This window comes from Tropicimonas sp., from assembly GCF_047971885.1.
GTDB lineage: Bacteria > Pseudomonadota > Alphaproteobacteria > Rhodobacterales > Rhodobacteraceae > Tropicimonas.
Window position 1 is genome coordinate 1 of record NZ_JBKEAE010000062.1, and the last position, 17,128, is coordinate 17,128.

General features: G+C 64.3%; 18 protein-coding genes and 1 pseudogene. 10 read left to right on the plus strand and 9 right to left on the minus strand.

Annotated features, from left to right (window positions below):
- Together ACK5IR_RS05895 and ACK5IR_RS05900 are read left to right on the plus strand one after the other, a co-directional pair.
- A partial coding sequence (locus ACK5IR_RS05895; protein ID WP_416926861.1) for an ACT domain-containing protein occupies nucleotides 1-354 on the plus strand: 354 nt, incomplete at its 5' end.
- Between the two features lie 22 nt (nucleotides 355-376).
- Nucleotides 377-1,072 carry a DUF2062 domain-containing protein gene (locus ACK5IR_RS05900; protein WP_416926863.1) on the plus strand — a complete coding sequence of 232 codons (696 nt, stop codon included), beginning with the start codon at nucleotides 377-379 and terminating at the stop codon, nucleotides 1,070-1,072.
- A 9-nt stretch (nucleotides 1,073-1,081) separates the two neighbouring features.
- Here the strand turns inward: ACK5IR_RS05900 and parC are convergent, their stop codons facing one another.
- Nucleotides 1,082-3,430 carry a DNA topoisomerase IV subunit A gene (gene parC / locus ACK5IR_RS05905; protein ID WP_416926865.1) on the minus strand — a complete coding sequence of 783 codons (2,349 nt, stop codon included), beginning with the start codon at nucleotides 3,428-3,430 and terminating at the stop codon, nucleotides 1,082-1,084.
- Nucleotides 3,431-3,578: 148 nt separating this feature from the next.
- Between parC and ACK5IR_RS05910 the strand changes: the two genes are divergently transcribed.
- From ACK5IR_RS05910 to ACK5IR_RS05935, 6 genes are all read left to right on the plus strand, one after another.
- The gene (locus ACK5IR_RS05910; RefSeq protein WP_416926867.1) at nucleotides 3,579-4,196 is read left to right on the plus strand and encodes an SH3 domain-containing protein; all 618 of its coding nucleotides are present in this window, start codon (nucleotides 3,579-3,581) and stop codon (nucleotides 4,194-4,196) included.
- Nucleotides 4,197-4,252: 56 nt separating this feature from the next.
- Entirely contained in the window at nucleotides 4,253-5,083 is an 831-nt protein-coding gene (locus ACK5IR_RS05915) for an SDR family NAD(P)-dependent oxidoreductase (RefSeq protein ID WP_416926869.1), read from the plus strand.
- 60 nt (nucleotides 5,084-5,143) lie between these two features.
- Nucleotides 5,144-5,347: a twin transmembrane helix small protein gene (locus ACK5IR_RS05920; RefSeq protein WP_416926871.1), complete on the plus strand. Its 204-nt coding sequence runs from the start codon at nucleotides 5,144-5,146 to the stop codon at nucleotides 5,345-5,347.
- Nucleotide 5,348: 1 nt separating this feature from the next.
- A complete protein-coding gene (locus ACK5IR_RS05925; RefSeq protein ID WP_416926873.1) occupies nucleotides 5,349-5,921 on the plus strand; it encodes a cob(I)yrinic acid a,c-diamide adenosyltransferase in 573 nt (190 codons plus the stop codon).
- Nucleotides 5,922-6,074: 153 nt separating this feature from the next.
- Nucleotides 6,075-6,836: an electron transfer flavoprotein subunit beta/FixA family protein gene (locus tag ACK5IR_RS05930; protein WP_416926875.1), complete on the plus strand. Its 762-nt coding sequence runs from the start codon at nucleotides 6,075-6,077 to the stop codon at nucleotides 6,834-6,836.
- On the plus strand, nucleotides 6,836-7,762 hold the full coding sequence (locus ACK5IR_RS05935) for an electron transfer flavoprotein subunit alpha/FixB family protein (protein WP_416926877.1): 927 nt from the start codon (nucleotides 6,836-6,838) through the stop codon (nucleotides 7,760-7,762). The genes ACK5IR_RS05930 and ACK5IR_RS05935 overlap by 1 nt, the downstream gene beginning before the upstream one ends.
- 65 nt (nucleotides 7,763-7,827) lie before the next feature.
- On the opposite strand, the gene ACK5IR_RS05940 is transcribed toward ACK5IR_RS05935, so the two are convergent.
- On the minus strand, nucleotides 7,828-8,661 hold the full coding sequence (locus ACK5IR_RS05940) for a DUF6473 family protein (RefSeq protein WP_416926879.1): 834 nt from the start codon (nucleotides 8,659-8,661) through the stop codon (nucleotides 7,828-7,830).
- Nucleotides 8,662-8,839: 178 nt separating this feature from the next.
- Between ACK5IR_RS05940 and ACK5IR_RS05945 the strand changes: the two genes are divergently transcribed.
- On the plus strand, nucleotides 8,840-9,715 hold the full coding sequence (locus ACK5IR_RS05945) for a 3-hydroxybutyryl-CoA dehydrogenase (RefSeq protein WP_416926881.1): 876 nt from the start codon (nucleotides 8,840-8,842) through the stop codon (nucleotides 9,713-9,715).
- A gap of 3 nt (nucleotides 9,716-9,718) precedes the next feature.
- On the opposite strand, the gene ACK5IR_RS05950 is transcribed toward ACK5IR_RS05945, so the two are convergent.
- The 7 genes from ACK5IR_RS05950 to ACK5IR_RS05980 are packed head-to-tail and all read right to left on the minus strand — an operon-like array spanning nucleotide 9,719 to nucleotide 15,106.
- Complete coding sequence (locus tag ACK5IR_RS05950) at nucleotides 9,719-10,597, minus strand: lysophospholipid acyltransferase family protein (RefSeq protein WP_416926998.1); 879 nt, start codon at nucleotides 10,595-10,597, stop codon at nucleotides 9,719-9,721.
- A 60-nt stretch (nucleotides 10,598-10,657) separates the two neighbouring features.
- Nucleotides 10,658-10,936 carry an HPr family phosphocarrier protein gene (locus tag ACK5IR_RS05955; RefSeq protein WP_416926883.1) on the minus strand — a complete coding sequence of 93 codons (279 nt, stop codon included), beginning with the start codon at nucleotides 10,934-10,936 and terminating at the stop codon, nucleotides 10,658-10,660.
- Entirely contained in the window at nucleotides 10,937-11,338 is a 402-nt protein-coding gene (locus ACK5IR_RS05960; RefSeq protein WP_416926885.1) for a PTS sugar transporter subunit IIA, read from the minus strand.
- Complete coding sequence (gene rapZ / locus ACK5IR_RS05965; RefSeq protein ID WP_416926888.1) at nucleotides 11,335-12,261, minus strand: RNase adapter RapZ; 927 nt, start codon at nucleotides 12,259-12,261, stop codon at nucleotides 11,335-11,337. The genes ACK5IR_RS05960 and rapZ overlap by 4 nt, the downstream gene beginning before the upstream one ends.
- Nucleotides 12,258-12,710 (minus strand): HPr kinase/phosphorylase, encoded by a 453-nt coding sequence (locus ACK5IR_RS05970; RefSeq protein ID WP_416926890.1) that lies wholly within the window; start codon nucleotides 12,708-12,710, stop codon nucleotides 12,258-12,260. Before ACK5IR_RS05970 ends, rapZ begins: the two co-directional genes overlap by 4 nt.
- A gap of 13 nt (nucleotides 12,711-12,723) precedes the next feature.
- Nucleotides 12,724-14,466 (minus strand): sensor histidine kinase, encoded by a 1,743-nt coding sequence (locus ACK5IR_RS05975; protein ID WP_416926892.1) that lies wholly within the window; start codon nucleotides 14,464-14,466, stop codon nucleotides 12,724-12,726.
- The gene (locus tag ACK5IR_RS05980; protein ID WP_416926894.1) at nucleotides 14,405-15,106 is read right to left on the minus strand and encodes a response regulator transcription factor; all 702 of its coding nucleotides are present in this window, start codon (nucleotides 15,104-15,106) and stop codon (nucleotides 14,405-14,407) included. Before ACK5IR_RS05980 ends, ACK5IR_RS05975 begins: the two co-directional genes overlap by 62 nt.
- 371 nt (nucleotides 15,107-15,477) lie before the next feature.
- Between ACK5IR_RS05980 and ACK5IR_RS05985 the strand changes: the two are divergent.
- A pseudogene (locus ACK5IR_RS05985) lies at nucleotides 15,478-17,076 on the plus strand (phosphoenolpyruvate carboxykinase).
- Nucleotides 17,077-17,128 lie beyond the last annotated feature (52 nt).

Below are 17,128 nucleotides of genomic sequence, written 5' to 3' on the forward strand. Positions count from 1 at the left end.
TCCATCGACTGCCCGACGCTGGTCGAGCTCGAGGACCAGCCGGACCGCTGGGTCGATCTTCACTGGCATTCCGGCCTTCATCCGGCGATCTACACCGTCACGCTGGAAATGACGATTTCAAACGACGCGGGCGTTCTCGGGCGCATTTGCACATTGATCGGAGAGCAGAAGGCCAATATCTCCGACTTACATTTTATTGACCGGAAACCGGACTATTATCGCCTCGAAATCGACGTCGACCTGCGCGATGTGGAGCATCTGCACATGGTTCTGACGGCGCTGGAGGCAGACAATGACGTTGCCCAGGTCGCACGGGTTCGCAGGGCCGCACGAAAACCGGCTGACGCGGCCTGAAACCTTTGGGAGGTCTTGAAGCGTGGTCTTCAAGCGAAGAGACAGGCGGAGCTGGTCGCGCATTGTCGCCGAAACGATCTGGCCGCGCGGCGGGTGGGGGCGTGCGGCGCTCTACATCAAGCACCGCATCCGCCGTCTTCCCGACACGCCGCACCGCATCGCGCGCGGCATCTTTTCGGGGGTCTTCGTCTCGTTCACGCCCTTCTACGGCCTGCACTTCCTGACCGCTTTCCTTGTTGCCCGTCTGATCGGCGGCAACGCTCTTGCTGCAATGCTGGCGACATTCGTCGGCAATCCGGTCACCTTCCCCTTCATAGCCGCGATCTCGCTCAAGCTCGGCTACTGGCTCCTGGGGCTGAAGCCGGATTCGAAATTCCAGCACGAGCTACAGGCGCATCTTGGATCGGACCGGTTTCAGGAGCACATGAACTCCAACCTGATGACCAAGTTCTCGGGTGCCTTCGCCGATCTGTGGAACAATTTCGAGGCGCTGTTCACCGACGACTTCGCCAACTGGCATCGCCTGTATATCTTCTATCACGAAGTGTTCCTGCCGTTCCTCGTCGGCGGGATCATCCCGGGCATCATTGCCGGGCTGATTGCCTATTACCTCACCCTGCCGGTGATCGCCGCCTACCAGAACCGGCGGCAGAAACGGTTGCGGCGCAAGGCGGAAAAGCTGCGGGCGGCGAAGCAGAACCTGCCACACCCACGCTGAGCGATTGTATCAGGTAAAGCGGTTGTCGCGCGGGAAACCGTGCGGCGGCTGGCGGCCGACGCCGGCGCGCTTGCCGATCCACTGGCTCAGGTTCCGCTCGTGGCGCGTCTGGCCGTTCGGCATCAGCCATTTCAGCCCCTCGCCCAGATCGAAGGTGGTGATATCCGACAACCCGCCGTCAAGCTCCAGCATGCCCTGCTTGCCGCGTGCCTGGTTGTATTTCTGGATGCGAACCCCCTTGCCGCGCCCCATTTCAGGCAGTTCCCCGACCGGAAAAATCAGGAACTTGCGGTTCTGGCTGATGACGGCCACATGATCGCCCTCCACCCGCTTGCAGATAACGGCACGCCCGTCGTCGCGAACGTTGAGCACCTGCTTGCCGGCGCGGGTCTGGGCCAGAACCTCGTCGCTCGGCACAACGAACCCGTCGCCCGCGGCCGAGGCGACCAGCAGCTTTTCACCCGGGCGGTAAATCAGCAGCGCCACGATCTCGGCTTCGTTGGGCAGATCGACCATCAGCCGGACCGGCTCGCCCATGCCACGCCCGCCAGGTAATGCCGCCGCCGACAGGGTATAGAAGCGCCCGTTCGTGCCGAAGACCAGCAGTCTGTCGGTGGTTTCGGCGTGAATCTGGAACCGCCCCTCGTCGCCGTCCTTGAACTTGAGCGCGGTGTCGGGCGCGATATGCCCCTTCATCGCCCGGATCCAGCCCATCTTCGAACAGACGACGGTGAGCGGCTCGCGGTCGATCATCGCCTCCAGCGGCACCTCCTCGACCTCGACCGCCTCGGCGAAGCGGGTCCGCCGTGCGCCGCCCTCGGCCTTCTTGCCGAACCGGGTGCGGATATCCTTCAACTCGTCGGCGATCCGTTCCCATTGCAGGCGGCGGTCGTCGAGCAGGTCCTGCAGGCCGGCGCGCTCTTCCATCAGCGCGGATTGCTCGGCAAGCAGCTCCATTTCCTCCAGCCGGCGCAGGCTGCGCAGCCGCATGTTGAGGATCGCCTCGGCCTGAACCTCGGAAAGCGAGCCCTCCTCGCCCTCGGCCAGCCGCGCCGGCGGCCGGTAATCTGCCTCGGATGTCGCGCGGACGAAATCCTGCCCCCAGGCCTCGCGCATCAGCGCATCCCTGGGTGCCTGATCGTAGCGGATGATATCGATTACCCGGTCGAGGTTCAGGAAGGCGATGATGAATCCTTCCAGCACCTCGAGCCGGTGGTCGATCTTCTCCATCCGGTGCTGGGACCGGCGAAGCAGAACCTCCTGCCGGTGGTCGAGGAAGGCGCGCAGCACCTCCTTGAGCGAGCAGACCCTGGGTGTGCGCCCGTCGATCAGCACGTTCATGTTCATCGAAAACCGGGTCTCCAGTTCGGAGTTCCGGTAAAGCATGTTCATCAGCACGTCGGGGTCGACATTGCGCGAGCGCGGCTCGAGCACGATGCGGATATCTTCGGCGCTCTCGTCGCGGACATCGGCGAGGATCGGCACCTTCTTGGTCTGGATCGTCTCGGCGAGCTTCTCGATCAGCTTCGATTTCTGGACCTGATAGGGGATCTCGGTCACCACGACCTGCCACTGGCCGCGCCCCAGATCCTCGACCCACCAGCGGCAGCGCAGACGGAACGCCCCGCGCCCGGTGCGATAGGTTTCCGCGATGCTCTCGGGCGGCTCGACGATCACCCCGCCGGTGGGAAAATCGGGGCCGGGAATATAATTCAGCAGCGTGTCGTCGCGTGCGTCGGGTGTCCTGATCAGGTGCAGACAGGCACCGACAAGCTCGTCGATATTGTGTGGCGGGATATTGGTCGCCATTCCCACCGCGATACCGCTCGCCCCGTTGGCCAGAAGGTTGGGAAAGGCCGCCGGCAGGACCACCGGTTCGGTCAGCGTGCCGTCGTAATTGTCGCGGAAATCGACCGAATCCTCGGCCAGCCCCTCCATCAGCGCCTCGGCGGCGGCGGTCAGGCGCGCCTCGGTATAGCGCGGGGCGGCCGGATTGTCGCCGTCGATATTGCCGAAGTTGCCCTGTCCGTCGACCAGCGGGTAGCGGATGACGAAATCCTGCGCCAGGCGTGCCATCGCGTCATAGATCGCGGCATCGCCGTGGGGGTGGTAATTGCCCATCACATCGCCCGAGATCTTGGCCGATTTGCGATAGGCGCCGGTCGAGGTCAGGCGAAGTTCGCGCATCGCATAGAGGATGCGGCGATGCACCGGCTTCAGCCCGTCGCGCGCATCTGGCAGCGCCCGGTGCATGATGGTCGAAAGCGCATAGGTCAGATAGCGCTCGCCAATGGCGCGCCGCAACGGCTCGGCACTCGTCTGATGCCCGATGTTGGGGTTGTCTGCCTCTTCGCTCATACATGCTGTGTACCGAAGGCGCGCCTGAGGAACAAGCGCAACGATCACCCGCAGGCGGCCCGCTATGCGCGGGCCTCTGCCAGGCGATCGTGCTAGATTGCAGCCCCAAATGGATTTTACCGATTCTCTTTTTTGGGGACAGACCTGAATGCTTGGACGATATGTGGCCGGAACCCTGCTGATTCTCGGTGTTGCCATGCTGGTTGTTCCGGACCGGCCGAGGCAGGCACCGCCACAGACGGCACGCGCCAATCCGGCACCGCCACCGCCCGCACCACAGGCCCCGGCCGCGCCGCAGGAAGTAGCCCCGCTGGCGACAGACAGCGCCGCCGCCGCAGAGCCGCAGACCCCGGAAGCGCCGGAAGCGCAGCAACCTTCCGGTATCGAGGCGGCGGTGGCCGCGGCCATGCAATCCGATACCGGCGATTTTTCCCCGGGCAGCGCCACGGTGCCGGCCGGTGACCCGGCGAGCGATGACGCGCCGGCCACCCGTGTCTGGCAGGGTCTCAGTTCGATCTCGGAAAGCATCACGGACCCCGATCTGCTTTCACCGGGCGAGACGGATCTGTTCTACGTCACCGGAGCCGAGGTCAACCTGCGTGCCGGCCCCTCCACCGATTACGGCGTGGTGACCACCCTGACGCGCGGCGAACCAGTGGAACTGTTGTCGGACCCGGGCGGCAACTGGGCCGAGATCCGCATTGCCGCCACCGGTGAGACCGGCTTCATGTCGCGCCGGTTCCTTTCCGCCTCGCCCGGCGGCTAGGCTCTTGCGTCGGCCCGGCCAGCTTGCCATGAGGCTGCGCAGGACAGGAGCGGGCGATGACACGGAAAACGATCCTGATAACGGGCTGTTCCTCGGGCATCGGCCATGCGGCGGCGCACGGGCTCGGGGCGCGGGGCTGGCGGGTTTTCGCCACCTGCCGCCAGCAGAAGGATGTCGACCGGCTGCGGCTGGAGGGGCTGGAGTGCCTGCGGCTCGACTATGCCGATCATGACAGCATGACCGCCGCCGTGGGCGAGATATTCAACCGCACCGGCGGGCGGCTGGACGCGCTGTTCAACAACGGCGCCTTCGGGCTGCCAGGCGCTGTCGAGGACCTGCCGACCGACGGGCTCAGGGCGATCTTCGAGGTCTACCTGTTCGGCTGGCACGAACTGGTCCTGCTGGTGATTCAGATGGTGCGCGCGCAGGGAGCGGTGCGCATCGTGCAGTGTTCCTCGGTTCTGGGCCTGGTTCCGATGAAATGGCGCGGGGCCTACGTCGCGACCAAATATGCGCTTGAAGGTCTGACCGACGTTCTGCGGCTCGAAATGGCCGATACCGGCATCCGGGTGATCCTGATCGAACCGGGGCCGGTGACCTCGCGCATCCGGGTCAACTCCATCCCCCATTTCGAACGCTGGATCGACTGGCGCGCCTCGCCGCGCGCGGCGCAATACGAGGCCAGCCTGCTGAAGCGGCTCTACGAGGATCGCGGGCGCGACCCGTTCGAGCTTCCGCCCGAGGCGGTGGTGCAAAAGCTGCTGCGCGCGCTGGAATCGCCCAATCCGCGCCCCCGGTATTACGTGACCACCGCCACCCACATCATGAGCGCCCTGCGGCGGCTGCTTCCGACACGCGCACTCGATGCCATCATCCAGCGGGGCTGAAACGGGGTTCGCAAAGCGCGGCGCAGGCGGTATGCCTTCGGACAGCCCCGGGAGAATGCCATGTTCAACGATCCGCTGTTCATTCTGGTCGCGATCGCGCTGCTGATCGTTCTGCTGATCCTGCTGACGGGGATCGGCGGCTTTGCCCGCGGGGGAGAGTTCAACCGCAGGCACGGCAACCGGATCATGCGCTACCGCATCGTCGCGCAGTTCGTCGCGATCCTGCTGGTGCTGCTTTTCGTCTTCATCCGCCGAGGAGGCTGACATGGTCGTGCTGAACAAGATCTACACCCGTACCGGTGATGCGGGCGACACCGCGCTCGGCAACGGAAATCGCGTGCCCAAACATGCGCCACGGGTCGAGGCCTATGGCTCGGTCGACGAATGCAACGCTACCGTCGGACTGGCCCGGCTTCATGCCAGCCCGATACTGGATGCGCGGCTGGCCGCCATCCAGAACGACCTGTTCGATCTGGGCGCCGATCTCTGCCGTCCCGAGACGGAACAGGATGCAGGGGCGGAATACCCGCCGCTGCGCATCGTGCCGGCACAGGTCGCACGGCTGGAAGCCGAGATCGACGGGATGAACGCCGCGCTTGCCGCGCTGCGCAGCTTCATCCTGCCCGGCGGCTCGCCGCTGGCGGCGCATCTGCACCTTTGCCGGACCGTCGCGCGACGCACCGAACGGCGCGCGGTCGAACTGGCCGGCAGCGAACCCATCAACGAAAACGCGGTGAAATACCTCAATCGCCTGTCGGACTGGTTCTTCGTCGCGGCGCGGGTCGCCAACGAGAACGGCGCGGCCGATGTCCTCTGGGTTCCGGGCGCAAACAGATAGATTGCGGGTACGCGCGACAAAAACGCGGCGTCCGCATCCCGTTGCAGGTCGCTTTTTGGCTGTTGCAGCGCGGAGCGCTCCGTTAAGCACATTCCCGATGCAACCGCAACGAAACCGCCGGCCCCCCGGGTTGGCCCAAAGGGAGACACGTGAATGAAGGTGCTTGTACCGGTCAAGCGCGTGATCGACTACAATGTGAAGGTCCGCGTCAAGGCGGACGGGAGCGGCGTCGATCTTGCGAATGTGAAGATGTCGATGAACCCCTTCGACGAAATCGCCGTCGAAGAGGCGATCCGGCTGAAGGAGAAGGGCGTTGCAAGCGAAGTCGTTGCCGTTTCGGTCGGCGTCAGGCAGGCGCAGGAAACGCTGCGGACCGCGCTCGCCATGGGGGCGGACCGCGCCATCCTGATCGAGGCGGCCGATGACGTGAACACTGATATCGAACCGCTTGCGGTTGCCAAGATCCTCAAGGCGGTCGTCGACGAGGAGCAGCCCGGGCTGGTTCTCTGCGGCAAGCAATCGATCGACAACGACATGAACGCCACCGGCCAGATGCTGGCCGCGCTGCTGGGATGGTCGCAGGCGACCTTTGCCTCCGAACTGGAAATCGAAGGCGACAGCGCGCAGGTCACGCGCGAGGTCGATGGCGGATTGCAGATCATCCGGGTCAAGCTGCCGACGGTGGCGACCGTGGATCTGCGCATGAACGAGCCGCGCTATGCCTCGCTGCCCAATATCATGAAGGCGAAGAAGAAGCCGCTCGATATCAGGACCGCCGCCGATCTCGGCATCGACACCGCGCCGCGCCTCGAAATACTCAAAACCTCCGAGCCCGACGAGCGCAAGGCGGGTGTGATCGTCGGCTCGGTCGACGAGCTTCTGGTGAAACTCAGGGACGACACGGGGATTATCTGATGGCGGTTCTTCTTCTTGCCGAGGTGACAAATGGCGAACTGGCGCTGGACGCCACCTCGAAGGCCCTGACGGCGGCAAAACAGCTTGGCGATGTCACCGTGCTCTGTGCCGGTGCCTCGGCTGCGGCGGCGGGCGATGCAGCGGCGAAGCTCGACGGTGTGACCAGGGTCCTGGTCGCCGAGGACGCCTCGCTCGGCCATCGCCTGGCGGAACCCACGGCGGCGCTGATCGTCGGGATCGCGGGCGATTACAGCCATATCGTCGCCCCGGCGACGACCGACGCCAAGAACGTGATGCCGCGCGTGGCCGCGCTGCTCGACGTGATGGTGATCCCCGATGTCGTCTCGATTACCGATGCCGAGACCTTCGAGCGCCCGATCTATGCGGGCAACGCGCTCGAAACCGTGCGTTCGAAGGACGCGACCAGGGTCCTGACGATTCGCACTTCGGTCTTCGAGGCGACGGGCGACGGCGGCTCCGCCCCGGTCGAGGCAATCCCAGCGGCAGCCAATCCCGGCGTTTCGGAATGGATCGAAGACAAGGTCGCCGCCTCCGACCGACCGGAACTGACCTCGGCGCGGATCGTCGTTTCGGGCGGGCGCGGTGTCGGCTCGGAAGCGGATTTCAAGCTGATCGAACAGCTTGCCGACAAGCTCGGCGGCGCCGTCGGCGCCTCGCGCGCCGCGGTCGATTCCGGCTATGCCCCCAACGACTGGCAGGTCGGCCAGACCGGCAAGGTCGTGGCGCCCGTCCTTTACATCGCGGTCGGCATTTCGGGAGCGATCCAGCACCTTGCCGGCATGAAGGACAGCAAGGTGATCGTCGCCATCAACAAAGACGAGGAGGCGCCGATCTTCCAGGTTGCCGATTACGGGCTGGTCGCCGACCTGTTCGATGCCGTCCCCGAGATGATCGAAAAGCTCTGAACCCGCGCGCCGGAGCGGCGACACATACCCAGGACTTCGCCGGGGCCGGCAATGCCGGCCCCGCATCATTCGAGAATACGTGCGACGACCGGTGACAGCGACGCCGTGACCTGCCGGTGCAGCGGCACATTGGCGGCGCGCGCCGCAGCCGGCGCCTCGATGTCGGCATAGCCCAGGCCGGCAAGCGCGTCGTCGCGGGTTTCGGCGCCGGCCACCCCAATGACCCAGTCATCGACAAGCGGGCGAAGCTCGTCGATCATGTAGCGGTCGACGAATGCCGGGCCGCTCAGCGGGTCGGGTAAGCCGCAGCCGCCGGCCGTCGGCGCCGAAGTGCCGATCCACAACAGGACAATCGGGCCGTGGATCTGATCGATCAACTGCCTCATCCGCGCCAGCCATGCCGATTTCAGCTCGTCGACGATCAGGTCGAACTGCGCCGGGCATTGCCGGAGCAACGACGCGAGAAGATGTCCGGTAAAGGCGAAATCGGTGAAATCGACCGCCGGAAAGGCGGATTTCATCGCCGGCGATACACCGATGAAACGGTCGTTGCGTCGCGGATGCACGGTATAGAACCGGTTGGACAGGTTCTGCGCCCCCATCGCCTGAATGACCGTAAGCCGGGCGCCCGTGGCAATACCCAGAAGCTCCGGGTCCTGCACATAGAGATCGATCCCGCCGTTCACGCAGCCGAGATTCACCGCCCGGTATCCGGTTGCCCTTTCGGTCAGTTCGGGGAACGGAACCTCGACGAACCGGCCGTAGGTTTCCGTGCCGCCGAGAAATGCCACATAGGGCGCATCCAGCGCCTTCCGTGGCCCGCGAAAGCTCTGTTTCGATCTGCCATACCGGCATGGACAATAGTCAAGGGCACCATCGCCCGGATGCTCGAAAGCCATCCTGCCACCTCACACGTCTAGACTCACCCGGAATCGAGCATGCGGCCTGCCGATTTCCATTTTGCTAAGTTGACAGATTGAGACTTTTTCTATCGTTTGGGCGGATGCCGGCGGGCTTGGCTATTTTGCGCTTGCAGAATATTCTCCGCACAAACCGACATTCTCGGCAGGTGGAAAGATGGACATCAAGACCGTTGGCGTGATCGGCGCCGGACAGATGGGTAACGGCATCGCGCATGTGTTTTCGCTGGCCGGGTACGAGGTGCGCCTGAACGATATCAGTCAGGAGGCGCTCGACCGGGGCCTGGAGACAATCCGCAAGAACATGGACCGGCAGGTAGCGCGCGAGAAGATTACCGCCGGAGAGCGCGACGCCGCCCTTGGCCGTATCCATGTCACGCAGAAGCTGACCGATCTCGGGCCCACCGACCTGATCGTCGAGGCCGCTTCGGAACGCGAAACGATCAAGGCCGCGATCTTCGAGGATATACAGCCGCACCTGAAGCCCGGAACCATCCTGACCTCGAATACCTCGTCGATCTCGATCACGCGGCTGGCCAGCCGGACCGACCGGCCCGAACGTTTCATGGGCCTGCATTTCATGAACCCGGTTCCGGTGATGAAGCTGGTGGAACTGATCCGCGGCATCGCAACCGACGACGCGACCTATCAGACGATGCTGAAGGTCGTCGACAGTCTGGACAAGACCGCCGCAAGCTCCGAGGATTTCCCCGCCTTCATCGTCAACCGCATCCTGCTGCCGATGATCAACGAGGCGGTCTATACCCTCTACGAGGGCGTGGGCAACGTGCAGTCCATCGACACCGCGCTCAAGCTCGGCGCCGGACACCCGATGGGGCCGCTGGAACTGGCCGATTTCATCGGGCTCGACATCTGTCTTGCGGTGATGAACGTGCTGCACGACGGGCTGGCCGATACCAAGTACCGCCCCTGCCCGCTGCTGACCAAATATGTCGAAGCCGGCTGGCTGGGCCGCAAGACGGGCCGTGGTTTCTACGATTACCGGGGCGAGACGCCGGTTCCGACCCGGTAGAGGTCAGCGCGCGCCAAGAGCCAGGGTCCGCGCGCGCAGCCATGCCATGAAGCCGCGCGGATCGTCCCACCGGGCGGCGATTTCGGCACGGTCGATAACCGGGCCGACGATAGGCGCCTGCGGCCGGTTCAGCGCATGGACCACCTCGTAGAGAAGCAGCCCCTGCCGCAGGACCGGCGACAGGCGATTGGCTATCTGGTACCAGCGCGAGTTGCTTCCGGGAAAGAAGATCGGCTGGACATCGGCACCCGATCGTCTGATCAGCTTGGCGGTGAACGGGGTCCATTCGCGTTCGACCGCCGGGCCGAAGAAATTGTCCGACGAGGCAACGACCCCCGAAGGAAAGAGCACGATGCAGCCGCCCTTGCCGAGATGCTCCATCGCCTGATGGCGCATCTCCAGATTCTGTTGCAGCGCGTCGGCCTCGTGCGGAAAGGGAACCGGGATCATGAACCGGTCGATCTCACCCACCCCGGTCAGCAGCGAGCGCGTCAGGATCTTGTAATCGGTGCGCCGCCGCCCGATCAACTCGGCCAGAACCATTCCGTCGACCAGCCCGTGCGGATGGTTGGCGACAATCACCAGCGGGCCCTGTTGGGGAATCCGCGCGATCTGCCCGGCGGGCGTTCTGAGCGCGATCCCCATCACTCCCAGCGCCTGCTTCCAGAACGGCTGACCAGACGGCACGCCCATCGCCTCGAACTGCCGGATCAGGCGCAGCAGCCGCATCTTTCCGGTCAGAAATTCGAGCACATGGATGGTCCCGACCTGAAACCGGTTTTCGAAGGTGTTGGCATAGGACAGGCGCCGGCGGTCATAGGGCTGGTCGGCAAGGTTCTCACCGGTGCCCTGCCTGCCCGGACGGGCAGGATGCCGGTGCAGGATCACACCACTGCGTTGTGTCGATTCTTCCACGACGTCCCGCTTTCCCCGGCGAAAGCCCTAGATGCGCTCGCCGAACCTGCCGGCGACAAGATCGGCCAGGGCCCGCGCAAGCTCGCCCGCCTGCGGGCCGCTGGTCTCCACCTCAATAGTTGTTCCCTTCGATGCCGCCAACATCAAAAGGCCCATGATACTGTCGCCCGACGCGCCCAGCCCGTCCTTTCGCACCTCGGCGCTGGCGTCGAAGGCCTCGACCGTCTCGACGAATTTTGCCGATGCGCGGGCATGCAGACCCTTTTCGTTGATGATGTTCAACACCTGGATGATGGATTTCGTCATTCAGTCGCAGGTCCCGCCATTGCCGCCGAAGCTGTTGATGTATTTTCGTCCGGCATTGATCGCCGTGGCCACCGCATCGTCCACCGACATGAACCGGGATTTCGCCAGCTTGATCAGCATCGGCAGATTGGCACCGTAGAGGATCTTGCGGTCGCATTCGTTGCAGGCCTGCAACGACAGGTTGGACGGCGAACCGCCGAACATGTCGGTCACAATCACCACGCCGTCGCCCTGATCCACCTCCTCGGCGGCATCGTGGATTTCCTTCTGCTTGCTCTTGCGGTCGTGTTCGGGGGCAACGGATATGGCGCGCATGTTATCCTGCTTGCCGACGACATGTTCGACCGCGGCAAGATATTCCTTTGCCAGGCCGCCATGCGCGACAATCACGATGCCGATCAAGCTTTCGTCCCCGGTTGCACTTGCAGACCGCCGGCAGAGGCCCGGCGCTCCAGTTCCCGGTGCCTAATTGACACCTGCCACCCCGCTTCCGCAAGCGTCTTTCCAAGCCGCTCGGCCAGGGTCACGGAACGGTGTTGCCCCCCGGTACAACCGAACCCGATGGACAGGTGCGACTTGCCCTCGTCCACATAGGCCGGCAGAAGCAACTCGGTCAGGTCGCGTATCCGGCCAAAGAAATCGTCGAACCTCGGATCCCCGAGAACGAAGCGCGCAACCTCGGGCGAAAGGCCGTCGAGCCCGCGCAGGTCCGGCTCCCAGTAGGGGTTGCGCAGAAACCTGCAATCGAACACCATGTCGAGCCCGCGCGGCAAGCCGCGCTTGTACGAGAACGAATGCACCGACAGCGCAAGGCGATGCTTCGAGGGGCCGCCGAACCAGCGGTCGATCTCGGCCCGCAGGTCGTGAACCGTCAGTTCCGACGTGTCGATCACGATGTCTGCCCGCACCTGGATCGGGCGGAGCAGGTCGAACTCCCGCGCGATCCCTGTGGCCGGGCTTTCGGCCGGCGCCAGCGGATGGCGGCGGCGGGTTTCGGAATAGCGGCGCAGCAGGATTTCCGGCTGACAGTCGAGATACAGCAGTTCCACCCCGCGATCACCGAGCCGGTCGATCAGTTCGAGAAAGGCCCCGGTCGAGAAATCGCGGTTGCGCGCGTCGATTCCAAGCGCCAGCGCCGGGCCGTGCGGCGGCCCTTCCAGAAGACGCGGCACCAGAGACAGCGGCAGATTGTCGATGACCTCGTATCCCAGATCCTCCAGCGCCCGCACCGCGGTGCTGCGCCCGGCACCGGACGGCCCCGTCACCAGCACGATCCGCGCGGCGGGCGCGTCGGATTCGTATTGTGCCGGCGGGTACTGGTTCATGGATCGACGCGCCTCATCGTCAGGCATTGCAGCAGTGCTGACGCTGAATGCCCGGCAGAGGGGCGGAAAAGCAAGGTCACCTTTTGGTTCAGGATGAATATGTTGCGCAGCGGCGGCAGGCGCGCGGGCTCGGTCTGGTCGAGATCGACGGCAAGCCCGATCCGCGCCGCAGGCGTGAAGGGTAGCGCCAGAAGACCGACATGACGCGCCTCGATCCGGCCGGCGATCGCGCCGGGCGCACAGGCGATCAGAGCATCGCCGCTGCGGCGGACGATCGTCCGGTCATCCGCGACCAGCCGGGCGCCGAGCGCGATCAGATCGAGCGCGAGTTGCGATTTGCCGCTGCCCGAGGCGCCCAGGATCAGAAGCGCGGTTCCCCCGACCTCGACCGCCGACGCATGCAGGATGACATGTCCGGCAGCGTCGTCGACAGGTTCCCGGCGTTTCATCGCGGCCTGACCTTCAGACCGGAAGTCCGACGACGAAGCGCGCACCCAGCGGTTCCGAGGCGAGATCGATCTCGGTGGGCCGGACGTTCTCAGCCCAGATGACACCGCCATGCGCCTCGACGATCTGCCGGGAAATGGCCAGCCCCAGCCCCGAATGGTCGCCGAACTGGCCGGCGGGACGTTCGGAATAGAAGCGCTGGAAAATCCGCGCCAAAGCCTGTTCCGGGATGCCGGGACCGGTATCCTCGACCACGACCAGCACCCGGTTGGCGCGCCGGCGCACCCAGACGCGCACGGCATCGCCACCTTCGCAGAAACTGATCGCGTTGGTGATCAGGTTGACGAAGACCTGCGCCAGCCGTGCCTCTAGGCCGACGATTTCGATCGCGGTATCCGGAAGGTCGGTAACGAAGACGATCTCCTTTTCCTCCGCCTGGGCGCCGAAATACCCGGTCAGGTTTGCCAGCGTGCGGACCAGATCGAACCGCTCCTCGTCTTCCTTCACGAGTTCGCTGTCGAGCCGCGACGCATTGGAAATGTCGCTAACGAGCCTGTCAAGGCGCCGCACGTCATGATCGATGACATCGAGGAGCTTCTCCCGCTGGTCGCTTCGCCGGGACAGGCGCATCGCACCAACCGCCGAGCGCAGCGAGGCGAGTGGATTCTTGATTTCATGCGCCACATCGGCGGCGAACTGTTCGTTGGCGTCGATGCGGTCGTAGAGCGCGGCGACCATGCCCCGCAACGAACCCGAGAGCCTCCCGATCTCGTCGGGCCGCCCGGTCAGGTCGGGAATGCGCACCCGCCCCGGCCGGATTGTCGGGCTGTGATTGTCGCGTCCCGTCTCGGCCGCCGTGGCCAGATCGGACAGCGGATTGGCAATGGTCGAGGCGAGAAGCAGGCTGAGCCCGATCGAGACGAGAATGGCGACGACAAACATCTGCAGAATCTGCTCGCGCTCGTTGCGGACCAGAAGGTCGATCTCGCCCGCTGCCGAGGACATGGCGACAACGCCGATCGTCCTTGCACCGTCGCGGACGGCCGTGGCAACCGAAAACAGCGTCCTGCCGTCCGCGTCGTTCGCGATGCGCGTCGGAGTTTCGCCGGCGACCGCCGCACCGACCAGCCCGCCGGCCAGAGCCGCACCGTCCGCAGTCGCCTCTTCGGGAATCGTGGCCGAGAATACCCGCGCCAGGGCGACCCAGGCCGCGTTCAGGCCATCGGTTATCAGGGTCGAACGTTCCTGCGACAGAAGCGGATCGGCGGCAGCCGAACGCGCGGCGAGCCGCCGGCCCGCCGTGTCGAAGACAAAGACATCGACCCCCCGCGACAGATGGATCGCATCGAGTGTCCGCTGCGGATCGTGCCAGCCCGTATCGCCGGCCTCCGCCGGCATCGTGGCCTCGAACAGGTCGGCGATGAGCATGACCTCCGAGCGGATGGCGCTGACGTGCTGTCGCGCGATGGTGTCCTGAAACGGGTTCAGGCAGAACACCCCGCCCATCAGCACCAGAAGACCGATCAGATTGAACCCGATGATCCGGCGCGCCAGCGGCGAGCGGTTGAGCGTGAACCGCCGCAGGGCACCGCCGCGCGACCGAAGCGCCACCAGCATTTCCGGGCGCGCGCGAGGCGGCTTTCCGGCGCGGCCGTGACCTGTTTCCCCCAACGGGATTCTCCCATGTCGAACCGGCTCAATCCTCGTTGTAGCGGTAGCCGATACCGTAGAGCGTTTCGATGGCCGAAAAATCGTCATCCACCGCGCGCATCTTCTTCCTGAGCCGCTTGATATGGCTGTCGATGGTCCTGTCGTCGACATAGACCTGTTCGTCATAGGCCACATCCATGAGTTGGTCGCGGCTCTTCACGAAACCCGGCCGTTGCGCCAGCGCCTGAAGCAACAGGAATTCCGTTACCGTCAGCGACACGTCGCACCCCTTCCAGGTGACGGAATGGCGCATCGGGTCCATGACCAGATCGCCGCATTGCAGGATCCGGGCCGTCTCGCCGCCGTCGGCCGGGTCGCTGGCCGACAGATCCTGACGCCGCAGCAGGGCGCGGATACGTTCGACGAGAAGCCGTTGCGAAAACGGCTTTCTCACGTAATCGTCCGCCCCCAGGCGCAGGCCGAGCACCTCGTCGATCTCGTCGTCCTTGGAGGTCAGGAAGATCACCGGAATCGCCGATTTCTGGCGCAGCCGCTGGAGCAAGTCCATCCCGTCCATGCGCGGCATCTTGATGTCGAGCACGGCCATGTCCGGCATCTTCCGGCTGAACGCATCGAGCGCCGACTGGCCGTCGTTGTAGGTTTCGACCTCGAACCCCTCAGCCTCGAGCGTCATGGAGACGGAGGTCAGAATGTTCCTGTCGTCGTCGACAAGCGCGATGTGCGACATGGGCGTAGTCCTCGTTCGCCGCCGGAGCGGCACTGGCGATATTCGCGAAGTCCGGCCGGGGATAGGCAGAGATGCGAATCACGACCGGAATCGCAGCCAACAGAACGCGCATTTGGGAAAGGAATGATTAAATCGGGCCACACCTGCGTTTTTCGGATGCCGGTCCGATATGCAACCAACGAAAACCCGCCATTCAAAGCGCCAAAGTTATCGATGTTAGCGATAACATGAAGGTCTTGTCGCAGTCCAAAACCGATCGCGTGCTGCTATAGGGACCTCGCCGGACCAAGGGGGTTCAGGCTGGCAGGCAAGCGCCCGCCATCTGTCAAGAACAGAATGACTGCACTCAAGCGGTCCTTAGGAGCGATCAGATGACCATTGGACGTGTGAACCCGGCCCAACGCCTGGAAGATCAGGGAATCAACGGCCTCGGCAACGTATATTACAACTTCGTCGTTTCGAAGCTGATGGAAAAGGCCATCGAGAAGGGCGAAGGCCATATCGGTCTGGGCGGCACCATGCTGGTCGATACCGGCAAGTTCACGGGCAGATCGCCCCAGGACAAGCATGTCGTGCGTGACGATTTCACCGAAGGGACGATCTGGTGGGAAAACAACCGCCCGATGACGCCCGAAGGGTTCGCCAACCTCAAGGCGGACATGCTCGAACACATGAAGGGCGGGGATTACTATGTCGAGGATCTCTATGCAGATGCCGACCCCGAGCATCGCCTGAACGTCCGTATGGTGACGGAATTCGCCTGGCACGGCATCTTCATGCGTCACATGCTGCGCCGTCCGGCACGGGTCGAGCTCGACAGCTTCGTGCCCCAGCTCACCGTCATCAACTGCCCGTCGTTCAAGGCGAACCCCGAACGCCACAATTGCCGCACCGAAACGGTAATCGCGCTGAACCTCAAGGAAATGACGATCCTGATCGGCGGCACCTAATATGCCGGCGAAAACAAGAAATCCGTCTTCACCACGCTCAACTACCTGCTGCCGGGCAAGGGCGTGATGGCGATGCACTGCTCCGCCAACCACGCCTTCGGCAACCCGAACGACGCCGCGGTCTTCTTCGGCCTGTCGGGCACCGGCAAGACCACGCTGTCGGCCGACCCGAACCGCGTGCTGATCGGCGACGACGAGCACGGCTGGGATCACAAGGGTGTCTTCAACTTCGAGGGCGGCTGCTACGCCAAGACGATCAACCTCTCGCCCGAGGCCGAACCGGAAATCTATGCCACCACGCGCATGTTCGGCACCGTGATCGAGAACATGGTCTATGACGAGGATTCGCTGAAACTCGACTTCGACGACGACAGCCTGACGCCCAACATGCGCTGCGCCTATCCGTTGTTCTACATCGACAATGCCTCGGCGACCGGCGTGGCGGGCCACCCCAGGAACGTCATCATGCTGACCTGCGACGCCTTTGGTGTGCTGCCGCCGATCGCGCGGCTGTCGCCGGAGCAGGCCCAGTACCACTTCCTGTCAGGCTTCACATCGAAGGTGGCCGGCACCGAGCGGGGCGTGACCGAACCGCAGCCGACCTTCTCGACCTGCTTTGGCGCCCCCTTCATGCCGCGCCGCCCCGAGGTCTATGGCGACCTGCTGATGAAGCAGGTGAACGAGCACAAGTCGACCTGCTGGCTGGTCAACACCGGCTGGTCGGGCGGCGCCTACGGTACCGGCTCGCGGATGCCGATCAAGGCGACCCGCGGACTGCTTTCGGCCGCGCTCGACGGCTCGCTGCGCTCGGTCGCCTTCCAGAAGGATCCGTTCTTCGGCTTCGAGGTTCCGGTCGAGGTGCCCGGCATCGAAACCGACCTTCTGCACCCGCGCGACACCTGGAAGGACAAGTCGGCCTATGACGCGCAGGCCAAAAAACTGGTCGACATGTTCGCCAAGAACTTCCAGCAGTACATGCCCTACGTCTCCGACGCGGTGAAGGCGATCGCCATCGGCTGATGCTGTCGGCAGACGAAAGTCAGGTGCGGCCCGGGGTTTCCCGGGCCGTTGC